General features: G+C 64.8%; 18 protein-coding genes. 9 read left to right on the top strand and 9 right to left on the bottom strand.

Annotation, left to right across the window (positions count from 1 at the left end; all coding sequences use genetic code 11):
- Positions 1–157: 157 nt before the first annotated feature.
- On the bottom strand, positions 158–589 hold the full coding sequence (aroQ, locus tag I6F33_RS00990; RefSeq protein ID WP_035996668.1) for a type II 3-dehydroquinate dehydratase: 432 nt from the start codon (positions 587–589) through the stop codon (positions 158–160).
- Positions 590–856: 267 nt separating this feature from the next.
- Here aroQ and hemA point away from each other — a divergent pair, with 267 nt between their 5' ends.
- Together hemA and I6F33_RS00980 are read left to right on the top strand one after the other, a co-directional pair.
- Positions 857–2,086, top strand: a complete 1,230-nt coding sequence (hemA, locus tag I6F33_RS00985; protein ID WP_035996665.1) for a 5-aminolevulinate synthase — start codon at positions 857–859, stop codon at positions 2,084–2,086.
- A 182-nt stretch (positions 2,087–2,268) separates the two neighbouring features.
- Complete coding sequence (locus I6F33_RS00980; RefSeq protein ID WP_109145597.1) at positions 2,269–5,778, top strand: PAS domain-containing hybrid sensor histidine kinase/response regulator; 3,510 nt, start codon at positions 2,269–2,271, stop codon at positions 5,776–5,778.
- Between the two features lie 11 nt (positions 5,779–5,789).
- Here I6F33_RS00980 and I6F33_RS00975 read toward each other — a convergent pair whose 3' ends face one another.
- From I6F33_RS00975 to I6F33_RS00960, 4 genes are read right to left on the bottom strand one after another with little or no spacing between them, the layout of a single operon-like run.
- A complete protein-coding gene (locus tag I6F33_RS00975) occupies positions 5,790–6,611 on the bottom strand; it encodes an SDR family NAD(P)-dependent oxidoreductase (RefSeq protein ID WP_035996659.1) in 822 nt (273 codons plus the stop codon).
- A 17-nt stretch (positions 6,612–6,628) separates the two neighbouring features.
- Positions 6,629–7,192: a cytochrome P460 family protein gene (locus tag I6F33_RS00970; protein ID WP_225140738.1), complete on the bottom strand. Its 564-nt coding sequence runs from the start codon at positions 7,190–7,192 to the stop codon at positions 6,629–6,631.
- A 52-nt stretch (positions 7,193–7,244) separates the two neighbouring features.
- Positions 7,245–8,273, bottom strand: coding sequence for an alpha/beta fold hydrolase (locus I6F33_RS00965; protein ID WP_225128525.1), 1,029 nt, complete (start codon positions 8,271–8,273; stop codon positions 7,245–7,247).
- Between the two features lie 35 nt (positions 8,274–8,308).
- Positions 8,309–8,728, bottom strand: coding sequence for an organic hydroperoxide resistance protein (locus I6F33_RS00960; RefSeq protein ID WP_035996651.1), 420 nt, complete (start codon positions 8,726–8,728; stop codon positions 8,309–8,311).
- 195 nt (positions 8,729–8,923) lie between these two features.
- On the opposite strand from I6F33_RS00960, the gene I6F33_RS00955 reads away from it, so the two are divergent.
- Positions 8,924–11,755, top strand: a complete 2,832-nt coding sequence (locus tag I6F33_RS00955; protein WP_225140736.1) for a winged helix-turn-helix domain-containing protein — start codon at positions 8,924–8,926, stop codon at positions 11,753–11,755.
- A 5-nt stretch (positions 11,756–11,760) separates the two neighbouring features.
- On the opposite strand, the gene I6F33_RS00950 is transcribed toward I6F33_RS00955, so the two are convergent.
- The 3 genes from I6F33_RS00950 to I6F33_RS00940 form a co-directional block, all read right to left on the bottom strand.
- On the bottom strand, positions 11,761–12,441 hold the full coding sequence (locus tag I6F33_RS00950; RefSeq protein WP_035996645.1) for a response regulator transcription factor: 681 nt from the start codon (positions 12,439–12,441) through the stop codon (positions 11,761–11,763).
- 184 nt (positions 12,442–12,625) lie between these two features.
- A complete protein-coding gene (locus tag I6F33_RS00945; RefSeq protein ID WP_225140734.1) occupies positions 12,626–14,761 on the bottom strand; it encodes a DUF294 nucleotidyltransferase-like domain-containing protein in 2,136 nt (711 codons plus the stop codon).
- A 72-nt stretch (positions 14,762–14,833) separates the two neighbouring features.
- On the bottom strand, positions 14,834–15,442 hold the full coding sequence (locus tag I6F33_RS00940; protein WP_057028414.1) for a hypothetical protein: 609 nt from the start codon (positions 15,440–15,442) through the stop codon (positions 14,834–14,836).
- Positions 15,443–15,711: 269 nt separating this feature from the next.
- Between I6F33_RS00940 and I6F33_RS00935 the strand changes: the two genes are divergently transcribed.
- From I6F33_RS00935 to I6F33_RS00910, 6 genes are all read left to right on the top strand, one after another.
- On the top strand, positions 15,712–15,990 hold the full coding sequence (locus tag I6F33_RS00935) for a DUF4212 domain-containing protein (RefSeq protein ID WP_035996678.1): 279 nt from the start codon (positions 15,712–15,714) through the stop codon (positions 15,988–15,990).
- A gap of 11 nt (positions 15,991–16,001) precedes the next feature.
- Complete coding sequence (locus I6F33_RS00930) at positions 16,002–17,981, top strand: sodium:solute symporter family protein (RefSeq protein ID WP_036040224.1); 1,980 nt, start codon at positions 16,002–16,004, stop codon at positions 17,979–17,981.
- 201 nt (positions 17,982–18,182) lie between these two features.
- Entirely contained in the window at positions 18,183–18,503 is a 321-nt protein-coding gene (locus tag I6F33_RS00925) for a YggT family protein (protein WP_035996633.1), read from the top strand.
- Positions 18,500–18,823: a hypothetical protein gene (locus I6F33_RS00920; RefSeq protein ID WP_035996632.1), complete on the top strand. Its 324-nt coding sequence runs from the start codon at positions 18,500–18,502 to the stop codon at positions 18,821–18,823. Before I6F33_RS00925 ends, I6F33_RS00920 begins: the two co-directional genes overlap by 4 nt.
- A gap of 64 nt (positions 18,824–18,887) precedes the next feature.
- Positions 18,888–19,283, top strand: coding sequence for a hypothetical protein (locus I6F33_RS00915; protein WP_035996630.1), 396 nt, complete (start codon positions 18,888–18,890; stop codon positions 19,281–19,283).
- Positions 19,284–19,528: 245 nt separating this feature from the next.
- Complete coding sequence (locus I6F33_RS00910; protein ID WP_225141286.1) at positions 19,529–21,154, top strand: MFS transporter; 1,626 nt, start codon at positions 19,529–19,531, stop codon at positions 21,152–21,154.
- Positions 21,155–21,275: 121 nt separating this feature from the next.
- Here I6F33_RS00910 and I6F33_RS00905 read toward each other — a convergent pair whose 3' ends face one another.
- Positions 21,276–21,749 carry a secondary thiamine-phosphate synthase enzyme YjbQ gene (locus I6F33_RS00905; RefSeq protein WP_225140732.1) on the bottom strand — a complete coding sequence of 158 codons (474 nt, stop codon included), beginning with the start codon at positions 21,747–21,749 and terminating at the stop codon, positions 21,276–21,278.
- Between the last annotated feature and the right edge of the window lie 11 nt (positions 21,750–21,760).

Raw genomic sequence — 21,760 nt, 5'->3', positions numbered from 1 at the left:
CCCCGCCTGCGGGGAGAGGCCGACACGCGAAGCGTGGCGGGTGAGGGGGAGTCTCCGCGAGTCCAACTCTCACCATCATTGCCGAAACAGCCCCTCACCCCAACCCTCTCCCCGTAAGAACGGGGCGAGGGAGCAGACCTCCGGCGCGGCTGGCGCCTCACTTCATATTCGCGATCGCGTGCAGCGCCGCGATGTAGCCGAACGGCCCGAGCCCGCAGATCACGCCGGTCGCCACGAACGAGATCTTGGAATGCCGGTGATATTCGTCACGGGCGTGGATGTTGGAGATGTGCACCTCCAGCACCGGGCCCTCGAACGTCTTGATCGCGTCCATGATCGAGACCGAGGTGAAGGAGAGGCCGGCCGGATTGATGACGATGGCCTCGGCGTCCTGCCGCGCCGACTGGATCAGATCAACCAGCACGCCCTCGTGATTGGACTGGTGGAAGGCGAGCTTGAGGCCGAGCCTGGCGGCTGCGTCCTCGCAGCTCGCGTTGACCTCCGCGAGCGTCGTCGTGCCGTAGATGTGCGGCTCGCGGATGCCGAGCATGTTGAGGTTGGGACCGTTGAGGATCATCACGCGCTTCATGGAAGGGTCCTTTCGAGAGCTTGGTTGAGCAAGGAAAGCGCGCGCCGGGCCGCGACGGAAGACCATAGGCTGGGTCGCCCCGGCAGATGGTGCAGAGCAGCATTATATGTCGCGCAGGATTGATCGGGATCAAACTGAGACGCGCCGGATAGGGCATTTTGCCCAAATGCCCCACAGATCCAAATGTGGGATAGCGCATAGACATTGGAGCTGGAAAAGCTCTAAGTAGACCCGTCCCCTTGGTCAGGTTCCGTTGCAGGTTTGCCGATGGATTACGCCCAATTCTTCGATTCCGCCCTCGATCGTCTCCACACCGAGCGGCGTTATCGCGTGTTCGCCGACCTCGAACGCACGGCCGGCCGGTTCCCGCATGCGGTCTGGCACTCGCCCAAGGGCAAGCGCGACGTCGTGATCTGGTGCTCCAACGACTATCTCGGCATGGGCCAGCATCCGAAGGTGGTCGGCGCCATGGTCGAGACTGCCACGCGCGTCGGCACCGGCGCCGGCGGCACCCGCAACATCGCCGGCACGCATCATCCGCTGGTGCAGCTCGAAGCCGAGCTCGCCGATCTCCACGGCAAGGAAGCCGCGCTGCTGTTCACCTCGGGCTATGTCTCGAACCAGACCGGCATCCCGACCATCGCAAAGCTCATTCCGAACTGCCTGATCCTGTCGGACGAGCTCAACCACAATTCGATGATCGAGGGCATCCGCCAGTCCGGCTGCGAGCGGATCGTGTTCCGCCACAACGACGTTGCGCATCTCGAAGAGCTGTTGAAAGCGGCCGGTCCCGATCGGCCGAAGCTGATCGTCTGCGAGAGTCTCTATTCCATGGACGGCGATGTCGCGCCGCTCGCCAGGATCTGCGATCTCGCCGAGAAATATGGCGCGATGACCTATGTCGACGAAGTCCACGCCGTCGGCATGTACGGCCCGCGCGGCGGCGGCATCGCCGAGCGCGACGGCGTGATGCATCGCATCGACATTCTCGAGGGCACGCTGGCCAAGGCGTTCGGCTGTCTCGGCGGCTACATCGCCGCCAACGGCCAGATCATCGACGCCGTGCGCTCCTATGCGCCGGGCTTCATCTTCACCACCGCGCTGCCGCCGGCGGTCTGCTCGGCCGCGACCGCGGCGATCAGGCACCTGAAGACGTCGAGCTGGGAGCGCGAGCGCCACCAGGACCGTGCCGCCCGGGTCAAGGCGATCCTCAATGCCGCCGGCCTGCCGGTGATGTCGAGCGACACACACATCGTACCGCTGTTCGTCGGCGATCCCGAGAAGTGCAAGCAGGCTTCCGACCTGCTGCTCGAACAGCACGGGATCTACATCCAGCCGATCAACTATCCGACCGTCGCCAAGGGCACCGAGCGCCTGCGCATCACGCCCTCGCCGTATCACGACGACGGCCTTATCGATCAGCTCGCCGAAGCGCTGCTGCAAGTGTGGGACCGCCTCGGCCTGCCGCTGCGCGCGAAGTCGCTGGCCGCGGAATAGGCCTCTTTTACCCTCCCCTGGAGGGTAAGAGCGGGCGGACAGCTCGCCCCACCGCTTAACGACGCCGGCAGTTCCTACCGCCGCACGGCATTTCGCTGTCGCTTGCGTCCGCTCAACGCGCTAGGTTTGCAAGGAAAATGAGCTCGGGCGCCGCCGGCGCCCAGGGAGAGAGCCCCCGACCCATGCTGCACGATTGGGGCGTGATCGCCGCCGCCTTCGGCTATATCGGCTTCCTGTTCCTGGTGGCGAGCCACGGCGACCGCCGCTCGCCGGCCGGTCGCGGCCGCGCCTCCGGGCTGATCTATCCGCTGTCGCTGGCGATCTACTGCACGTCCTGGACCTTCTTCGGGTCGGTCGGCTTCGCGACCCGCACCTCGACCGATTTCCTCGCGATCTATGTCGGCCCGATCCTGATGATCGGGTTGGGGGCCGGGGTGCTCCGACGCGTGATCCAGCTGGCGAAAGCCCACAACATCACCTCGATCGCCGACTTCATCGGGGCCCGCTACGGCAAGAGCCAAGCGGTGGCGGCGACCGTCGCCGCAATCGCGATCATCGGCTCGGTGCCCTATATCGCGCTCCAGCTCAAGGCGGTGGCTTCTTCGCTGGGCACAATCCTGAGCGAAGACCAGGCCTTCTCGCACATCCCGATCCTCGGCGACATGGCGCTGATGGTGACGCTGACGATGGCGGCCTTCGCTGTGCTGTTCGGCACGCGACAGACCGACGCGACCGAGCACCAGCACGGCCTGATGCTGGCGATCGCGACCGAGTCCATCATCAAACTGGTCGCCTTCCTCGCCGCCGGCATCTTCGTCACCTTCTGGATGTTCTCGCCGCATGAATTGATCGAGCGCGCGATGAGGACGCCGGAAGCGGTGCGCGCCATCAATTATTCGCCGTCGATCGGCAACTTCCTGACCATGACATTGCTGTCGCTGTGCGCGATCATGCTGCTGCCGCGCCAGTTTCACGTCAGCGTGGTGGAGAATTCCTCGGATGCCGAGGTCGGCCGCGCGCGCTGGCTGTTTCCGCTCTACCTCGTCGCCATCAACCTGTTCGTGATCCCGATCGCGCTCGCCGGCCTCGTGACCTTCCCGTTCGGCACGGCCGACCCTGATATGTACGTGTTGGCCCTGCCGATCGAGAGCGGCGCGAACCTGCTCAGCGTCGCCGTCTTCGTCGGCGGGCTGTCGGCGGCAACCGCCATGGTGATCGTCGAATGCGTCGCGCTCTCCATCATGGTCTCGAACGACCTCGTGGTGCCGCTGGTGCTGAAACGTCGGCCGGAGGGGCGCGCCGGCGGGGCCGATTTCAGCAACTTCCTGCTGCGCTCGCGCCGGCTCGCGATCTTCGCCATCATGGTGATGGCCTATTTCTACTATCGCGCGCTCGGCAGCACCCAGCTCGCGGCGATCGGCCTGCTCTCCTTTGCCGCCATCGCCCAGCTCGCCCCGAGCTTCTTCGGCGGCCTGCTCTGGCGGCGCGCGACCGCGCGCGGGGCGATCGGCGGCATGCTGGTCGGGTTTGCGGTGTGGCTCTACACGCTGTTCATGCCGAGCTTCATGGATTCCTCGACGTCAGGCATCCTGCTGCTGCAGCACGGCCCGTTCGGCATCGAGGCGCTGCGGCCGCAGGCACTGTTCGGCGCCGACCTGCCGCCCCTGATGCACGGCGTGATCTGGTCGCTGTCCCTCAACATCCTGACCTATGTGCTGCTGTCGCTGGCACGCCGGCCATCCTCCATCGAGCTGCTGCAAGCCGATCTGTTCGTGCCCAATACGCTCGCACCGATCTCCCCGAGCTTCCGCCGCTGGCGCAGCACCGTCACCGTGCAGGACATCCAGACCACGGTGGCGCAATATCTCGGGCCCGACCGCGCGCGACATTCCTTCGAGGCCTTCTCGGCGCGGCGCAACGTGCGGCTGGAGCCCGGTGCGCCCGCCGATTTCGAGCTGCTGCAACACGCCGAGCATCTGATTGCCTCCTCGATCGGCGCGGCCTCCTCCCGCCTCGTGATGTCGCTGCTGCTGCGCAAGCGGACGGTCTCCGCCAAGGCCGCGCTGAAGCTGCTCGACGATTCGCACGCCGCGCTGCATTTCAACCGCGAGATCCTGCAGACCGCGCTCAACCATGTGCGCCAGGGCATCGCCGTGTTCGACGCCGATCTGCAACTGATCTGCTCCAACCGGCAGTTCGGCGACCTCCTCAATGTGCCGCTGCATCTGATCCAGTTCGGCACGCCCTTGCGCGAGATCCTGGAGTTCATCGGCCTCGGCGATCCGAACGATCCGCTCGAGCGCGAGGCCCTGCTGGAACGGCGCCTTGCGGCCTACACCACCGACAGCGAGCCTTATCTCGAGCGGCTGCCGGAACGCCACATGGTGATCGAAGTGCTCACCAACCGCATGCCCGGCGGGGGCTTCGTCATCACTTTCACCGACGTCACGCCGAGCTTCGAAGCCGCCGAAGCGCTGGAGCGCGCCAATGCGACGCTGGAAAAGCGCGTGCGCGACCGCACCGAGGAGCTGACGCGGCTGAACTCCGAGCTGGCCATCGCCAAGAGCGCGGCGGAGGACGCCAGCATCTCCAAGACGCGTTTCCTCGCCGCCGCCAGCCACGACATCCTGCAGCCGCTGAACGCGGCGCGGCTCTACGTCACCAGCCTCGTCGAGCGCCAGCACAATGGCGAGGAGACGCGGCTGGTCGAGAACATCGACGAATCCTTGCAGGCGATCGAGGAAATCCTCGGCGCGCTGCTCGACATTTCCAGGCTCGATGCCGGCGCGATGGCGACCTCGATCTCGAGCTTCAAGATGGCCGATCTGATGCGGTCGCTGGAAATCGAGTTCGCGCCGATCGCGCGCGCCAAGGGCCTGGAGCTCGCCTTCGTGCCCTGCTCGCTGCCGGTCGAGTCGGACCGGCTCCTGCTGCGGCGCCTGCTCCAGAACCTGATCTCGAACGCGATCAAGTATACCCCGCGCGGCCGCGTGCTGGTCGGCTGCCGCCGCCGCGGCGCCTCGCTCAAGATCTGCGTCTACGACACCGGCGTCGGTATCCCCGCGGTCAAGCGCGGCGAGATCTTCAAGGAATTCCATCGCCTGGAGCAGGGGGCGCGGATCGCGCGCGGTCTGGGCCTCGGCCTCTCGATCGTGGAACGCCTGGCTCGCGTGCTCAAGCACGGCATCGCCATCGACGGCAATCGAAGCGGCGGCTCGGTGTTCTCGGTGACCGTGCCGACGGCGAAGGCGGTCACCCACACCGCGGCCGTGACCAGCGCGACGCCGCTGGCGCGCACACCGATCTCGGGCGCGCTGATCGTCTGCATCGAGAACGATGCGGCGATCCTCGACGGCATGCGCACGCTGCTCAAGGCTTGGGACGCCGAGGTGATCGCGGTCGCCGATCCCGAAGGCGCGATCGCTGCGATCGAAACCGCCGGCCGCCGCGTCACCGGCCTTCTGGTCGATTATCACCTCGATCGCGGCAACGGCATCGCCGCCATCCGCGAGATCCGCCGCCGTTTCGGCGATACCATCCCTGCGATCCTGATCACGGCCGACCGCAGCCCCGCCGTGCAGGTCGCCGCGCGTGACGAGAAGATCGCGGTGCTCAACAAGCCGGTGAAGCCGGCTTCGCTGCGTGCCCTGCTGGGCCAGTGGCGCACGCAACAAATGGTGGCGGCGGAGTGAGGCCCCCGGGGTCAATAGTCAGTCGATACGCTGAGCGCTCGCCACCTCTCCAGCTCTTCGAGGCGGAGCTTATCGATCGCAGCGATGGCGTCGACGGCATCGCTTCCGAGCGCAATGCGCAGAGGCGGGCGCTCCATATCGGCAAGCTTCAGAACCACGGCCGCGGCTTTGGCTGGATCGCCGGGCTGCCGGCCGTCGTAATCGCGCTGCATCCTGACGGCAGCGCCGACGAGCGCATCGTATTCCGGGCGTCCTTCGCCGGTCCCATGTGCGGCTCGCGCAAAGCCGGTGCGAAAGCCGCCGGGCTCGACGATCGTGACGTTCACGCCGATCAGCGCCATCTCGCGCGCCAGCGATTCCGAAAAGCCCTCGATACCCCATTTCGCGGCCGAATAGGCGGCGCGGGCTGGGGCGCCGATCCGGCCGCCTACGGACGAGACTTGCACGATGTGGCCACGGCGCTGCCGGCGCAGCACCGGAATCGCCGCCTTGGTGACGATAATGGTGCCTATCAAATTGGCCTCGATCTGCCGCCGGAACGAGTCCAGGCCAGTATCCTCGACCGATCCGAGGTCGCCGTAGCCGGCATTGTTGACGACCACGTCGAGTCCGCCGAACGTCTCCGCAGCAAGCGCGATGGCTGCCGGCGCGGCAGCTTCATCCGTGACGTCGAGCGTTGCAAGGCACAGTCTTTCAGCGAAACGTTCCCGCAACGGTTCAAGCGGTTGGAGCGTCCGCGCAGTGGCAACCACCTGGTCGCCCGCGGCGAGTGCCGCTTCCGTGATGGCACGGCCAAGCCCGCGAGAGCTGCCGCTGATGAACCAAGTCTTCAAGCCAGTCACCGTATGTCTCAAGGCGCAAGCCGCGTGAAGACATAGTCGCGGCTCTTGGCGCGGGCGTCGTGGCAGGCGAAGCAGGTGCGGTGCTGCGCCTCGTCCACCGGCTTGCCGTTGATGAAGCGGCCAAAGCCCCAGCCGCCGGTAGCCGAGTATTTCCTGGAATCCTTCACCATCACCTGGACCGTGGTGGCGGCGCCGGGAATCGTCGCGGACGCAAACTCGGGTGACTGCTTTCGCTTCCAGGCGCGCTTGACCAGGATGGTGCCGTCCGGGAACGGCAGTTTTCCGGCCTGATAGGCATCGATGGCGATCTGGTTGCCGACAACAGCGCGCAGCTCGTCGAGCGGCGCGGCCTCTTCGGCCGGCGCGATCAGCTCCCACCGCTTATAGCCGGCTGGAATTGTGACGCCGAAGATCGGCGAGGCGTCCGCCGCGCTCTGTTCCGCTGGCCCTTCCGCGAAGGCGATCGTGACGAGGTAGGGCATGCAGGTCAGGAGCACGACGAGGACGACCACGGTCAGCACGATCATCGTGGTGTAGAGAGATTTCTTCTTTTCGGGTTCGGCTATCGTCATGATGTTTCATCGGGCTCGATCAATGAGGCTGGACGGAGGTGCCGACGAATGCCTAGGCGCCGTCGGCGTCGATGACGGCCTTGGCGAAGGCTTGTGGCGCTTCCTGCGGCAGATTGTGGCCGACGCCGCCTGTGATCAGGCGAAACTCGTATCGGCCTGAGAACTTCTTGGCATAGGCGCTCGGCTCGGGATGCGGCGCTCCGTTGGCGTCGCCCTCCATCGTGATCGTCGGCACCTCGATCTGCGGAGCCGCGGCCAGCTTCTTTTCGAGAGGCTCGTATTTTGCCTCGCCCTGGGCGAGCCCGAGCCGCCAGCGGTAATTGTGGATCGTGATCGCGACATGATCCCTGTTGTCGAGCGCCGCCGCGCTCCTGTTGAAGGTGGCGTCGTCGAACTTCCACTGCGGCGAGGCCAGCTTCCAGATCAGCTTGGCGAAATCGTGCGTGTACTTCTCGTATCCGGCCCGGCCGCGTTCGGTCGCGAAGTAGAACTGGTACCACCATTGCAGCTCCGCCTGCGGCGGCAACGGCGCGTTGCCGGCAGCCTGGCTCGAGATCAGATAGCCGCTGACCGCTACCAACGCGCGACAACGGTCCGGCCACAGCGCGGCGATGATGTCGGCGGTGCGTGCACCCCAGTCGAAGCCGGCGACGACGGCTTTCTTGATCTCGAGCTTGTCCATCAGCGCGATGATGTCCGCGGCCATGGCCACAGGCTCGCCGTTGCGCGGCGTTTCGCTGGAGAGGAAGTGCGTCGTGCCGTAGCCACGCAAGTATGGGATGATCACGCGATAGCCGGCCTTTGCCAGGAGGGGCGCGACGTCAATGAAGGCGTGAATGTCGTAGGGCCAGCCATGCAGCAGGATCGCTACCGGACCGTTCGAGGGACCCGCCTCGGCATAGCCGACGTTGAGAACGCCGGCATCGATCTGCTTGATCGCGCCGAAGGACGCATTCGATGCTTGGGATCGCTGCGGTTCCGTCTCGGCACGAGCGAACGCGATCACGCCGATGCCCGCGGCGGCGGCTCCGGTGGCGATGCCGAGAAACTGGCGGCGGTGCTGATCGATGAGCTGCTTCATGATGGTGTGACCTCGTCGTGGTTGATGATGGTGCGTCAGATCAGCGCGACCGTGACGTCGATGTTGCCGCGGACGGCCTTGGAGTAGGGGCAGGTTTGATGCGCTTCATCGATGATGCCGCGTGCGATCTCGGGGTCGAGTCCCGGCAGGCTGACATTGAGGCGCGCCCTCAGCGCGTAGGCGCCCTCGTCGAGCACCAGATCGATCTCCGCGTCGATCGCGCTTTTCCTGGGAAGGGTCACCTTCTGCTTGCGCGCGGCGAGTTCCATGGCGCCTTCGAAGCAGGCCGACCAGCCGGCCGCAAACAATTGCTCGGGATTTGTGCCGATGCCGGCCCCGCCCGGCGGCGACAGCTTGACGTCGAGGCGACCGTCGGAACTGCGCGATATGCCGTCGTGCCGGCCGCCGCTGGTGTGGGTCCGGGCCGTGTAGAGCAGTTTTGCCGTTTGCGTCATGAAGAGCTCCTTGCAGTCGCGCAAACTGACTAGCAGCGACGCGCTCCGGAGACCCGTTTGGACTTGTGAGAAGTTGTGAGGCCGGCGCAGAAGCTGATGCGAGGTCTGCAAACAAGGTCTGAGGCCGATGCAACGCAGGCCTTGCGGGATGGCTGCCCTCTGGCTATCCGGTTCGCAAATGAGCAAGATTTCGCGATGACCACGCCGACCGGGCCAAGACTCTCGTTCGGACCATTCACCGTGGCGCCACATGAAAGGCTCGTGACGCGCGACGGCCTCGCGGTGCCGCTGGGTGCGAAGGCCTTCGACGCGCTGATCGCACTGATGTCGCGGCCGAACGAGGTCGTCAGCAAATGGGATCTGATGGCGCTGGTGTGGCCCGGCATCACCGTCGAAGAGGCCAATCTGCGCTTTCACATCGCCGCTCTCCGCAAGGCGCTCGGCGACGGCAATGACGGCGCACGCTACATCACGACGCTTTCCGGGCGCGGCTATTGCTTCGTGGCGCCGATCTCGCACACGGAGCCTCCGGCGGCGCGGCGCTCGTCCCCGCCGATGGAATTGCCGCCGGTCAAGCTGCCGAATCGGCTGCAACGGATGGTCGGACGCGACCAGGCGGTCGCCACCATCTCCGACAAGCTTCTCACCTCGCGCTTCGTCACGATCGTCGGTCCGGGCGGCGTGGGCAAGACTGCCGTCGCGGTGGCGATCGCCCACGACCTGCTCGCGACGTTCTCCGACGCCGCGCATTTCGTCGACCTTGCCGCGCTCAGCGATCCCGATCTCGTGATCACCTCGATCCTGTTGATGCTCGGCTTGCCGGCCGAGACCGACGATCCCCTGCCCGCGCTGCTCGCGCATGTCAGGGACAAGCGGTTGCTGCTCATCCTCGACAATTGCGAGCATGTCATCGCCGCGGCGGCACCGCTGGCTTCGGCGATCTTCCACGCTGCGCCTGATGTCCACATCCTCGCCACCAGCCGCGAAGCCCTGCGCGTCGAGGGCGAGCAGGTCTATCGACTGGCGCCGCTCGCCGTACCGCCTGATAGTGCCGGGCTGAGTGCGGCGGCTGCACAAACCTATCCCGCGCTTCAGCTCTTCATCGAACGGGCGACCGCTGGCGGCGCGCAGATCGCGCTCGACGATACCAACGCCGCGACTATCGCGAGGATCTGCCGCAAGCTCGACGGCATGGCCCTGGCGATCGAGCTCGCCGCCGGCCGGGTCGAAGCTTACGGCCTGGAGCAGACGGCCGCGCTGCTCGATGAGCGTCTCAATCTGCTCTGGCAGGGCCAGCGCACCGCGCCCCGGCGACAGAAGACGTTGCGGGCGACGCTGGACTGGAGCTACGGGCTGCTGTCCGACATCGAGCGCCTCGTCCTCCGCAGGCTGGCGGTCTTCGCAGGTCACTTCACCATCGACGCCGCCCTCGAGGTCGTCCCGGATGAACGTGCCGACCGCTCCCATTTGTTCGATGCCATCGACAGTCTCGTCACCAAATCGATGGTCGCGCCGCGGCCGGTCGGCGCCATGATGCGCTACCGTCTGCTCGATACCACGCGCGCCTATCTGCTCGAGATCGAGCCGAACGACGCCGCGCTCGCCGCCCGCCACGCGACCTACTACCGGCGATGGCTGGAGCAGGCCGGCAGCACATGGGCGGCAACGCCGAACGCCGACGAACGGGCGATCCACTTCTCCGCGCTCCACAATGTGCGTGCCGCGCTGGACTGGTGCTTTGGCGCGGGCGGCGACGCCACCGCCGGCATTGCGCTCGCCGCCGCGGCAGCGCCGATCTTCCTCGCGATGTCCCTCTTGATCGAATGCCGGCGCTGGTCGGAACGGGCACTGCTTGCGATGACCCCGTCCGCGCGCGGCAGCGCCGATGAAATGCACATCCAGGCTGCCCTCGGGCTGACCCTGATGTTCACGCGCGGCGGCAGCGAGGCGGCGCGCGTGGCCTTGAGCAGGAGCCTTGCGATCGCGGAGGCGCGCGGCGACGCGCCGAACCAGCTGCAGCTGCTCGGCCGCATGCATATCTTTCACGAACGGATGGGGCAGTTCCATGCCGCGCTTGGCTATGCGCAGCAGAGCCTTGCGGTCGCGCAGCCGCTCGGCGATCCCGGCTCGATCGTCCTCGCCCATTCGTTGCTCGGGGTCTCGCTGCATCTGGCCGGCGAGCACCGCGACGCGCTGAAGATGCTGGAGGTCGCATGGCAAGGGCCGGGCGCCGAACGAATCAGCACCATCCATGGCTTCGATCATCGCAACCGGGCCGGCATCACGCTGGCGCGCGAACTCTGGTTACAGGGCCGGCCCGCGGACGCGCGGCAGCTGGCGCAACAGACGGTGACTGAAGCCGCGCAGATGGAGCATCCGATCACGCTCTGCATCGCCCTGATCTGGGCGGTCTCGATCTCGCTCTGGGACGGCGATCTCGACGGCGCCGAGCAGAGCATCGACCAATTCATCGCGCATGCCGAATCTCGCTCGATGGGTCCCTATCTCGTGGTGGGCCGCGGCGTGAAGGGCGAACTGGCGATCCGTCGGGGAGACGCCGCGCAAGGCGTCGATACGATCATGGCTTGCCTACGCGAGCTCCACGAGGCCGGCTACGAACTGCTCACCACGACCTTCAACATCGCACTGGTTCAAGGCTTGTTGGCGCTTGGACAGGTCGAGCAGAGTGCGCGCCTGATCGACGATGCGATCCGCCTCGTCGATCAGAGCGGCGATCATCTCTACATGCCCGAGTTGCTGCGGATGAAAGGCAGAGTTCTGTTGTCGCTGCCGGAGCCCGACGCCGAGCAGGCAGAAGCCCACTTCATGCAATCCCTGGATCTCAGCCGCCGGCAAGGCGCCGCGGCCTGGGAGCTGCGCGCTGCGATCGATCTCGCCGGGCTGTTTGCCGGACGCGGGCAGCGCGACGAGGCGAAGCGATGGCTCCAATCGGCGCTCGAGGGCTTTGCCGAGGGCGCCGATACGGCGGATATCAAAGCGGCCAGCGTGCTTCTGACCACGCTGTAGCAGCCCTATTCCGTCGGCGTACCCTGCTTCCACTGGCCGCCGGCGATCTTGGCGGCGGCAATCACCGCTTGCGTCCGGCTCTCGACGCCGAGCTTCTGCAGGATCGCCGAGACATGCGCCTTGATGGTGGCCTCTGAGACACCGAGCTCGTAGGCGATCTGCTTGTTGAGAAGGCCCTCCGACAGCATCATCAGGACGCGAACCTGCTGAGGCGTCAGCGTCACCAGGCGGTCCCGCAGGCGGGTCATGTCGGGATCGGCGGCGGCGGAGAGGTCGGTATCGGCGGGGACCCAGACGTCGCCCTCCATCACCTTGAGGATGGCGTCGCGCAAGGTCTCGACCCCGAATCGCTTCGGGATGAAGCCGGACGCACCGAAATCGAGCGAACGGCGGATCGTGGCGCTGTCGTCGGAGGCCGAGACGATCACGACCGGGATCGCCGGGTATTGCGCACGCAGATAGATCAGGCCGGAAAAGCCGGAGATCCCAGGCATGGAGAGGTCGAGCAGGACCAGGTCGACCTCGGAGGCCTGCTCAAGAAGCTTGGTCAGATCCTCGAAGGATCCGGCCTCGTCGATCCGAGCCGCGGGGAGAACGCCCGCCACCGCCTGCCGCAGCGCATCGCGGAACAGGGGATGATCATCGGCGATGACGAGATGGGTGTTTGCATTGGCTGTTGCAGTCATCTGTTCCGCAGGCCGACGAAAGATCGGGAAAGAAGTTCAACTCGTTGCTGATCAAGCAGCAATTGCGATTGTTTACTGACTGGAGCCGTCTTGCAAGGCAACCTTCCGCCCGTAGTCGCAAGGCGGTTAATCACAGGCGTCAACCAACTGATGTTGCAGCGCAAAAAGCCGCTGACGAGTCTCATCAATCCCTGAACAGCAGGTCTCGGGTCAACTCATCGATCACGGCGACCGCTTGAAGCGCTGCCCTCAATCGCTCGCGATCACGGGCCGACAACGGCTTGACCAACACCGCATTGGAGGGCGCCGTCCCCTGCGCCACATCCGCAATCTGTTGCGACACGATCAGCTCCAGAAAGATACCATGGGCCTCGTCGAGCGCATCGAGATCGGTCTGGCCACGGCCAACCAGGGCCTTCACGCCCGCGAGGCGTTGCGATGTCGATCGGTCCATCACATGGTATCGGATCGCCATCGCACGCGCTGCAGCGACCAGGCCGAACAGCCCTGCCGCCTTGAGGTCGATGCGACCGCCGTCAGTGCGAATGCCGCCGAAGAATTTCAGGCTCGCAGGGACGCTGATCCCCTCGACCAGAAGCTTGGCGAACGCGACCTGCCCCTCGGCTGCCGCGAAAGCCGCCTGCCTGACCGCGACGGCAAGGCTGCCGTCGCCATGAACGGCCCGGAGATCGAAAAAGATATCGACCGACAGCAGATCCTTTGGACTGGAGCGGCAGACCCAGTGCTCGATGCGGTCCCGCCAGGTTGCGACAGAGCCGCGCCAGGGTGGGTTTTTCGCCATGACGCCCCCCTTGCAATAAGGCACACCGGCCTCGTGCAGAATATCTGCAACGTGCGCTGCGAACGTCTCAAACCAGCGATCCTCGTCGCCTCCCGGCTCGCCTTGCGCGAAGATCACGGCATTGTCCTGATCCATCGCCAGCAGGCTTTCGCCGCGCCCGGCAGACCCGAGCACGATCAGCGTGTAGGGCGTGGGGGCCGCGCCCCGACCGCGATCCCGCATGATCCGCTCGGCGATCACAGCGGCCTGACGGGTGAGGGCGCAGAGCTCGCTGGAGATCACCTCCGCAATCTGACGCCCGGACAATCCTTCCGCCAGGAGCACCTCCGCAACCCGCGGCAGCTTCGCCCAGGCCAGCGCCAATGCCTGCGTATCCGCAGCATCCTCGATCTCGTCGCCGAGCGATATGGCCTCCCCTGCCCGCAGACGCAGCAGGTCCCGCGCGGACAACGCACCGACCACCCGGCCGGCCTCATCGACGACGCCGAGATGGCGGGTCTTGAGGCGATTCATCCGGCCAATCGCGCGATAGACAAGCGCGTCCTCGGGAATCGCCGCCAGCGGCCTGCTCATGATGCGGTGCACCGGCAGCTCCAGCGCGGGGGCACCGAGCCGGGCGATCGCCCGCAGCACGTCACGCTCGGTAACGATCCCGGCCTCGACGGCCTTGATATCGTCGGCGGCCGCATCCGCCGCACCGACGTACACAGCCGATATTCTCTCGCTGGTCATTCGCGCCAGGGCTTCGCTCACCGAAACGTCCGGACCGACGAAAATGACGGGATACCGCATGATGTCGCGGTTGCGGTGGCGATAGGCATAGGCGTCGAATCGCTTCAGCGTTTGCTCTGCATCGATACGAGCCGTCGCTTCGACCGGCTCGACCCAACCCATCCGCACCTGATCGTCGAGCACCGTGGTGAGCGCGCGACAGACCCGCTCGGCTTGAGCGACGGTCCGGATGCCGTGCTCGCGCAGCCTCGGCAGCAGCGCAAGGAAGATCCGTGCCGTCGTGATCGCATCGCCGAGAGCGGAGTGCCGGCCGGCTACGTCAATGCCAAGCCAGGCCGCAAGATTCTCCAGCTGGTATCCGCCGAGGTCCGGCGCAACGATCTCCGCAAGCAGTCTGGTATCGAGCGTTCGAGGCCGGGACCATGGCAATCCCGCCAGATCGCATTCGCGCTTCAGGACGGCCAGATCGAAACCGATCATGTGCCCGATGACGACCGTCCGGCCGAGGAATGCCTCGAAACGCGGCCACACATCCACGAATAGCGGCGATTCAGCGACCATGGCATCATCGATGCCGTGAATGCGCGTCGTTTCGGCGGGGATCGGTTGATCGGCCGGCCGCAGCAATTGAACGAACGAACCGCCGTCGACCAGCTTTCCGGCCGACAGACGCACGCCCGCAAGCTCGATCACCCGCGCCTTGCGCGGATCGAGCCCAGTCGTTTCGGCATCGATGACAACGGCGTCGAGCGACAAAAGCGGGGCAGCACCACTCGTCGTATCCATTGTCCTCCCTCGGAAGGCCCGGACCGTGCGATGCTGGCCGGCAAACCGGGCATTGGCAGAGGCCGGGCGATCCTACGCCAGCAGCCTGTTGGTCACGGCAGCCGCATCGATGCGATCGACCAATTCGTCATGGATGTTGCACAGGCTGACGCGCAGGTAATTGCGGATCGTCTCGAAATCCCGTCCGCGCAGCTTTTCGTGGATCGGCATCATCGCAAAATAGGTTTCCGCCAGCGGCTCGGGAATGTCCATCACGCGCTTGGGCGCATGCCCGCCAACAAGGTCGAGCCTCTGCTCCAGCTCGCGCCGGGCCTCAAGCCAGGCGTCCTCGCCGAGCGACGGCGGCACGGGGTAACGGTCGAAAACCGAGAGGACGACGAGGATCATCTGGTCGAGAACCGCCCGGCGGTGCATGCCGGCATGTGGGCGCAATACCCCCTCGACCATCTCGCCGACCATCGCAAGCCCGAGCGGATAAGCCTGCCAGCGCGACCGTTCGACGGCTTGTGCAAAGCCTTCCTCGGCAAACAGCACCTTGGCGTAATGGCCCGCGCGGGCACGCGAATACTCGTAAATACCCTTTTGCACGATGAATGCCGACTGCGCGTCTATGAAGTCGGCAAGCGCCTTGCGATCGCCAATCGGCGGCCGGGGACGAAAGAATTTCTGCAGCAGCTTCATCGCAATCCGATCCTGCCAAACGGAATCGCCGTGCTATCCCGCGCTCGCCGCGCCCGAATTGTCAACGGCCGCAGCGCCGTTCGCATCCGCAACATCGGTTCCCTCCGAAAGTATTAGAAAGACCTCGGCACTCCTGATGTTAGCCTCCGACATTCCAAATTGGCGAAAGACCGGTTGGAAGGCGGCACGGGGGGGCCGCAGCGACGGGTATGCAACCCCTCGATTCCTCCGGCTCGCATGCCGGAGTGCTGACAGAGGAAATGCAGCCCATGCCTGACTCCCAAAATCTCAAAGAACGAGAAGAAGCCCACTGGCGCAAGACCTCGCGCCTGATGCTGATCAACCTCGGCATCTGGTTCTTCTTCGGATACGTCATCCACATGTTCGTGGTTCCGCTCAACGCCATCAAGCTGCCGATCCTTGGCTTCCCGCTCGGCTTCTATATGGCCGCGCAGGGTTCGCTGATCGCCTTCGTGGTCATCCTGTTCGTCTTCGCCAGACAGCAGGACAAGATCGACCGAGAATTCGGCTTCGCAGAAGACGATTAGGGGGATTGAACATGGCTACGCAGGCCTCAACCGGCGGCTCCGACTTTCTCAGCAACCTCGGGCGGATCTACGGCTTCTACACCGGTGGATTCGTCGCGTTCGTCCTTCTGCTCGCCGCCCTCGAAGTGATCGGGGTGCCGAACAAGGTTCTCGGCTACCTGTTCGTGTTCTTCACGCTCGCGGTCTACGCCATCATCGGCATTCTGTCGCGAACGGCGCAAGTCTCGGAATACTATGTGGCCGGTCGCAGCGTACCGGCGTTCTACAACGGCATGGCCACCGGTGCCGACTGGATGTCGGCAGCGTCCTTCGTCGGCATGGCGGGCACGCTGTTCCTGCTCGGCTATGACGGACTTGCCTGGGTGCTCGGATGGACCGGCGGCTTCGTGCTGGTCTCCATCCTGATCGGGCCTTATCTGCGCAAATTCGGCGCCTATACGGTGCCCGACTTCTTGTCCTTCCGTTATGGCGGCAATTTCGCCCGGGCGCTGGGCGTCGTCGTGCTCGTCGCCTGCTCGTTCACCTATGTCACGGCGCAGATCTACGGCACGGGCATCATTGCCTCGCGCTTCCTCGGAATGCAGTTCGAGCTCGCGGTTTTCGCGGGACTGGTCGGCATCCTGGTCTGCTCGATGCTGGGCGGCATGCGCGCGGTGACCTGGACGCAGGTGGCCCAGTACATCGTGCTGATCATAGCCTACCTGACACCGATCGTGATCCTGTCGACCAAGATCTACGGGATACCGCTTCCGCAGCTGACCTATGGGCACGCGATCGCGGACATCACGGCGCGCGAACAGGACATGCTCGCGAACGGACTGGCGGCGGCGGCAAGCCTCAAGCCGCACATTCAGCCGTTCTTCAGCTATAGCCCGCTGAACTTCTTTGCGATCATTCTGTGCATGATGGTCGGGACGGCCTCGCTGCCGCACATCTTGATGCGCTACTTCACGACACCGTCGGTGCGTGAGGCGCGGCAATCCGTGGCATGGTCGCTGCTGTTCATCTTCCTCCTGTACTTCTCGGCGCCTGCCTATGCGGCGTTCTCGAAGCTGGAGGTGTACACGAACATCATCGGGCGCGATCTGTCCGCGATCAGGCCCTGGCTGTTCAGCTGGGGCGAGCTCGGGCTGATCCAGATCTGCGGCAAGAACGCCGTCAACATCGACGCCGTCATTGCCGCCTGCAAGGCCGTTGCCGGTCACCCCGGTGTGGTCCGGCTGCAGGACTTCGTGATCAACACGGACGTGATCGTGCTCTCGACACCGGAGATCGCGGGCCTTCCCTACGTGATCTCGGGCCTCGTCGCGGCCGGCGGCCTGGCCGCGGCTCTGTCCACCGCCGACGGGCTGCTGCTCGCGATCGCCAATGCACTGTCGCATGACGTCTACTACAAGATGATCGATCCGAACGCGCCGACGGCACGCCGGCTGATCATCGCGCGCGTGCTGCTGCTGGCGGTCGCAGTCATTGCCGCGGCGACGGCTGCCACCAAGCCCGGGGATATCCTGGCCATGGTCGGCTGGGCGTTCTCCCTGGCGATGGCGGGCAACTTCCCGGCGCTTGTGATGGGTGTGTGGTGGAAGCGCACGACGTCCACGGGCGCGATCTGCGGCATCATCGCCGGATTTGGGCTGTGCATGTTCTACCTGCTCGTCACGCGCTATTTCCCTGGCGCGGGCGTCAAGTATTTCGGCATGACGTCGCTGCTCAATCCGGTCACCGGCGCACCGCTGGTCGACATCGCCAAGGCCATGGCATTGCCCAACGCCATGGAGAGTTGGCCGACGCTGGCCCACCCGCTCGCCAACAAGGTGGGTTGGTTCAACCTCAACAACATCGCATGCGGTTTGCTGGGGACGCCATTCGGCTTCGCGGTGATCATCATCGTGAGCCTGCTGGGAAGGGCGCCGTCGCGGGAAATGCAGGCCTATGTCGACGAGATTCGCAAGCCGCGAGGCCGCACGGTGCTCGAAGAGAAAACGACCTGAGCGGATCGGATCGATTGCGACGAACGGGGCCTTGCGAGGCCCCGTTCTTGTTTGCGACCGGCGGCGCTCGCTTGCCCAGAACCGTCCGCCTTGACATTGTTGGGTGCGGCGGCCGGTGCAGAATGCCCGACGGCCCGGGCCGAGCAGGCAGCCCTCGCAAGACCATACTGCGCCAGAGCGAGGTCCGGAGGAGGACAGATTTTGGACATTGCCGACTCGTTCGCCAGATACTGGTATTTCCACCTGCCGAACTTCGTTCTGGCGGCTCTGATGTACACCATGCTCGGCCGCTTCCTGCTCGGCCTCTTCGTCGACGCCGACTCGCCGAACTATATCTGGCGCTTCTTCTGCCGCCTCACCGATCCGGTGCTCACCGCCATTGCAACCGTCACGCCGAAGGCAGTTCCTCCAGCCATCGTGTGGCTGTTCGGTTTTGTCTGGATGTTCTGGTTGCGGATCGTGCTCCACTACACATTGCTCGTGCTCAACCTCGCGCCGCGGCTTGCGGGAGGAGGATCATGAACCGCAACTTCTTCCTGATCGGTATTGCCTTCTTCGGAATGATCAACGGCCTCTTCAACCAGCTTTGGCTGATCTTCGCCCTGCTCTACGTCCAACCGCTCGCAGGCCCTCTTCTGTTCGGAAACATGTCGCTGACGCTGATGTTCGCCTCGCTGATGGTCTCGACCGCCACCGTGATCCTGGGCGGCATTCCCGCCGCCATCTACGAACGCGTCACCGGCGCACAGGAGTCGAACGGCGTCTCGCTTTGGATCTGGCTGGCCGGCACGGCTATCCTGGCGCTCCCCGCCGCCGGCAATTTCATCAGCGTCGGCCTCTGAACGGCGGGCGGGAACCATTGAAGGCAGGCCCCGCAGGGACTACCCTAGACGCATCTCGATCCCAATGAGCCAGGCGACGGAGTTCCTCCTCATGGAAGAAATGCGCCGCATCGCCTTTGAAACGGTCCTGCGCGCGTGCGGATTTGCCTCCCTCGCCATATTCTGCGTCATGATCGGCCTTTCGTTTCTGCCGCGCTCCGCGTTTCAGGCGGGAGGCTTTCTGAGCCTGATCATGACACTGGTGCTTCTCCTGAAAGCGCAGGAGGCGCGGACCAAAGACCACCGCCGCACCGAGATGTGGCTGTATCTTCCAAAAGACAGACGCCCGCCTCAGCCGCATGCACAAAAAACAGTCTCGGCGGTGATGCGAGAAACCTATCTGGTGTTCGCATACTGGTCTGCCCTGGTGTCAGTCGTGATGTGGATTGTCGCGATGGGCTTTTCCGTCCTTGGACTTTAGTTTGAGGCTGCAGACCCCACGGTATTTCGTTCCCGCGGCTCCGTGATTTCCCGTCCGACATCTCCGCGATCCTTCCGATTCGCGTCGAAAGTACTATTGGGCCGGACGCGATAGGCATGTAATTGCTCGCCCCCGATTGGTGGCGCGCCCGCGTGGCGCGAATCGGTTCTTGAAAAGAAAACAAGCGGGAGCGAATCTGAATGACGACAGTAACTGCAACATCGGCACCATCTGCCGGCGCCGGGATGACGAAGGACGAACGGTTCGTCATTCTCGCCTCCTCGCTCGGTACCGTCTTCGAGTGGTACGACTTCTATCTCTACGGTTCGCTGGCCGGCATCATCGGCGCGCAGTTCTTCTCGGCCTATCCGCCGGCAACCCGCGATATCTTCGCGCTGCTGGCGTTTGCCGCGGGCTTCCTGGTGCGTCCGTTCGGCGCGATTGTGTTCGGCCGTGTCGGCGACATCGTCGGCCGCAAATACACCTTCCTCGTCACCATCCTGATCATGGGTCTGTCGACCTTCATCGTCGGCCTGTTGCCCAACGCGGCGACCATCGGCATCGCGGCCCCGATCATCCTGATCGTGCTGCGCCTCGCCCAGGGTCTGGCGCTCGGCGGCGAATATGGCGGTGCGGCGACCTACGTCGCGGAGCATGCGCCGAACGGCAAGCGCGGCTTCTACACCTCCTTCATCCAGACCACGGCAACCCTCGGCCTGTTCCTGTCGCTGCTGGTGATTCTGTTCACCCGCACCGCGCTCGGCGAGGCCGATTTCGCAGCGTGGGGCTGGCGCATTCCGTTCCTGGTCTCGGTGCTGCTGCTCGGCATCTCGGTCTGGATCCGGCTTCGCCTGAACGAATCGCCGATCTTCCAGAAGATGAAGGAAGAGGGGAAGGGTTCGAAGGCGCCGCTGACGGAGGCCTTCGGCAACTGGCAGAACGGCAAGCTCGTGCTGCTCGCTTTGCTCGGTGGTGTGATGGGCCAGGGCGTGGTCTGGTACACCGGCCAGTTCTACGCGCTGTTCTTCCTGCAATCGATCCTGAAGGTCGACGGCTATACCGCCAACCTGCTGATTGCATGGTCGCTGCTGCTCGGCACCGGCTTCTTCATCGTGTTCGGCATGCTCTCCGACAAGATCGGCCGCAAGCCGATCATCCTCGGCGGCTGTCTGATCGCGGCGCTGACCTTCTTCCCGATCTTCAAGATGATCACGTCCAACGCCAACCCGGCGCTGGAAAAGGCCATCGAGTCGGTCAAGGTCGAGGTGGTGGCCGATCCCGCCAGCTGCGGCGATCTGTTCAACCCAGTCGGCACCCGCGTGTTCACCGCGCCTTGCGACACCGCACGCGCCTACCTGTCGCAATCGTCGGTCAGGTACACGACGAGTTCGGGTCCGGCCGGCTCGGGCGTGAAGGTCGTGGTCAACGGCAAGGACGTGCCCTACGCCAACGCCAAGGACAGCAACCCGGCGGTTCTCGCCGCGGTGCAGGCGGCCGGCTATCCCAAGGCGGGTGACACCGGCATCGTGAAGATGTCGCATCCGTTCGACGTCTTCCGTCCGCAGCCGGCGGCGATCATCGGCCTGCTGTTCGTCCTGGTCCTGTTCGTGACCATGGTGTACGGCCCGATCGCGGCGATGCTGGTCGAATTGTTCCCGACCCGCATCCGCTACACTTCGATGTCGCTGCCCTACCACATCGGCAACGGCTGGTTCGGCGGCCTCCTGCCCGCCACCGCCTTCGCCATCGTGGCCTCGACCGGCGACATCTATGCCGGTCTCTGGTACCCGATCATCTTCGCCTCGATTACCGTGGTGATCGGCTTCCTGTTCCTGCCGGAAACCAAGGACGTCGACATCAAGGCGAACTGATCGCAGCAACAATCGACGGCACGAACCGGCCGCGGTCTCCGCGGCCGGTTTTGCTTTGTGTGCTTCTTGCTTGGACGCGTTTTCTTCACGCGAACCGGCACCCACTTCGCTCGAAAACGCTCTATCGGTTGCTGCCGATGAATTGCAGCACGATTTCACGGCGGTGCGGGCCGCTGCGATGCTCGATCAGATAGATCGCCTGCCAGGTGCCGAGCGCGAGCCTGCCGCTCAGGACCGGAACCTGGAGCGAAGTCTGCGTCAGCATGGTCTTGATGTGGGCCGGCATGTCGTCGGGGCCTTCGGTGTCATGGGTCCACCCGGCGTTCTCCGGTGCGAGCCGTGACAGCGCCGTGGTGAGATCGACGAGCACGGAAGGGTCAGCGTTTTCCTGGATCGTCAGCGAGGCCGAGGTGTGGCGGATGAACAGCGTCAATGCACCCTCGCCCGCCCGCGCCTCGGCGATGAATCGTGCGGCCTCGCTGGTCAGATCGGTGAAGCCGCGGCCAGGCGTCTGCACGGTGAGCAGTGTCGATGTGACGGTGGTTGCCTGCACGGACGATGGTGCGGAGCGGGTGACGGATCTGGCTGAGGTCATGGAGGGGCCCG

Origin of the sequence: Bradyrhizobium sp. BRP20 (genome assembly GCF_020194215.1) — a bacterium.
Taxonomy (GTDB): domain Bacteria; phylum Pseudomonadota; class Alphaproteobacteria; order Rhizobiales; family Xanthobacteraceae; genus Bradyrhizobium; species Bradyrhizobium yuanmingense.
This window is presented reverse-complemented; position numbering and strand designations above follow the sequence as displayed.

What these genes read in the sequence shown, in the direction of transcription:
- hemA (WP_035996665.1), top strand. Translation starts at nt 857, where the DNA reads ATGGATTACGCCCAATTCTTCGATTCCGCCCTCGATCGTCTCCACACC.
- I6F33_RS00935 (WP_035996678.1), top strand. Translation starts at nt 15,712, where the DNA reads ATGCCTGACTCCCAAAATCTCAAAGAACGAGAAGAAGCCCACTGGCGC.
- aroQ (WP_035996668.1), bottom strand. Translation starts at nt 589, where the DNA reads ATGAAGCGCGTGATGATCCTCAACGGTCCCAACCTCAACATGCTCGGC.
- I6F33_RS00915 (WP_035996630.1), top strand. Translation starts at nt 18,888, where the DNA reads ATGAGCCAGGCGACGGAGTTCCTCCTCATGGAAGAAATGCGCCGCATC.
- I6F33_RS00950 (WP_035996645.1), bottom strand. Translation starts at nt 12,441, where the DNA reads ATGACTGCAACAGCCAATGCAAACACCCATCTCGTCATCGCCGATGAT.
- I6F33_RS00905 (WP_225140732.1), bottom strand. Translation starts at nt 21,749, where the DNA reads ATGACCTCAGCCAGATCCGTCACCCGCTCCGCACCATCGTCCGTGCAG.
- I6F33_RS00980 (WP_109145597.1), top strand. Translation starts at nt 2,269, where the DNA reads ATGCTGCACGATTGGGGCGTGATCGCCGCCGCCTTCGGCTATATCGGC.
- I6F33_RS00960 (WP_035996651.1), bottom strand. Translation starts at nt 8,728, where the DNA reads ATGACGCAAACGGCAAAACTGCTCTACACGGCCCGGACCCACACCAGC.
- I6F33_RS00970 (WP_225140738.1), bottom strand. Translation starts at nt 7,192, where the DNA reads ATGACGATAGCCGAACCCGAAAAGAAGAAATCTCTCTACACCACGATG.
- I6F33_RS00940 (WP_057028414.1), bottom strand. Translation starts at nt 15,442, where the DNA reads ATGAAGCTGCTGCAGAAATTCTTTCGTCCCCGGCCGCCGATTGGCGAT.
- I6F33_RS00945 (WP_225140734.1), bottom strand. Translation starts at nt 14,761, where the DNA reads ATGGATACGACGAGTGGTGCTGCCCCGCTTTTGTCGCTCGACGCCGTT.
- I6F33_RS00930 (WP_036040224.1), top strand. Translation starts at nt 16,002, where the DNA reads ATGGCTACGCAGGCCTCAACCGGCGGCTCCGACTTTCTCAGCAACCTC.
- I6F33_RS00955 (WP_225140736.1), top strand. Translation starts at nt 8,924, where the DNA reads ATGACCACGCCGACCGGGCCAAGACTCTCGTTCGGACCATTCACCGTG.
- I6F33_RS00965 (WP_225128525.1), bottom strand. Translation starts at nt 8,273, where the DNA reads ATGAAGCAGCTCATCGATCAGCACCGCCGCCAGTTTCTCGGCATCGCC.
- I6F33_RS00910 (WP_225141286.1), top strand. Translation starts at nt 19,529, where the DNA reads ATGACGAAGGACGAACGGTTCGTCATTCTCGCCTCCTCGCTCGGTACC.
- I6F33_RS00920 (WP_035996632.1), top strand. Translation starts at nt 18,500, where the DNA reads ATGAACCGCAACTTCTTCCTGATCGGTATTGCCTTCTTCGGAATGATC.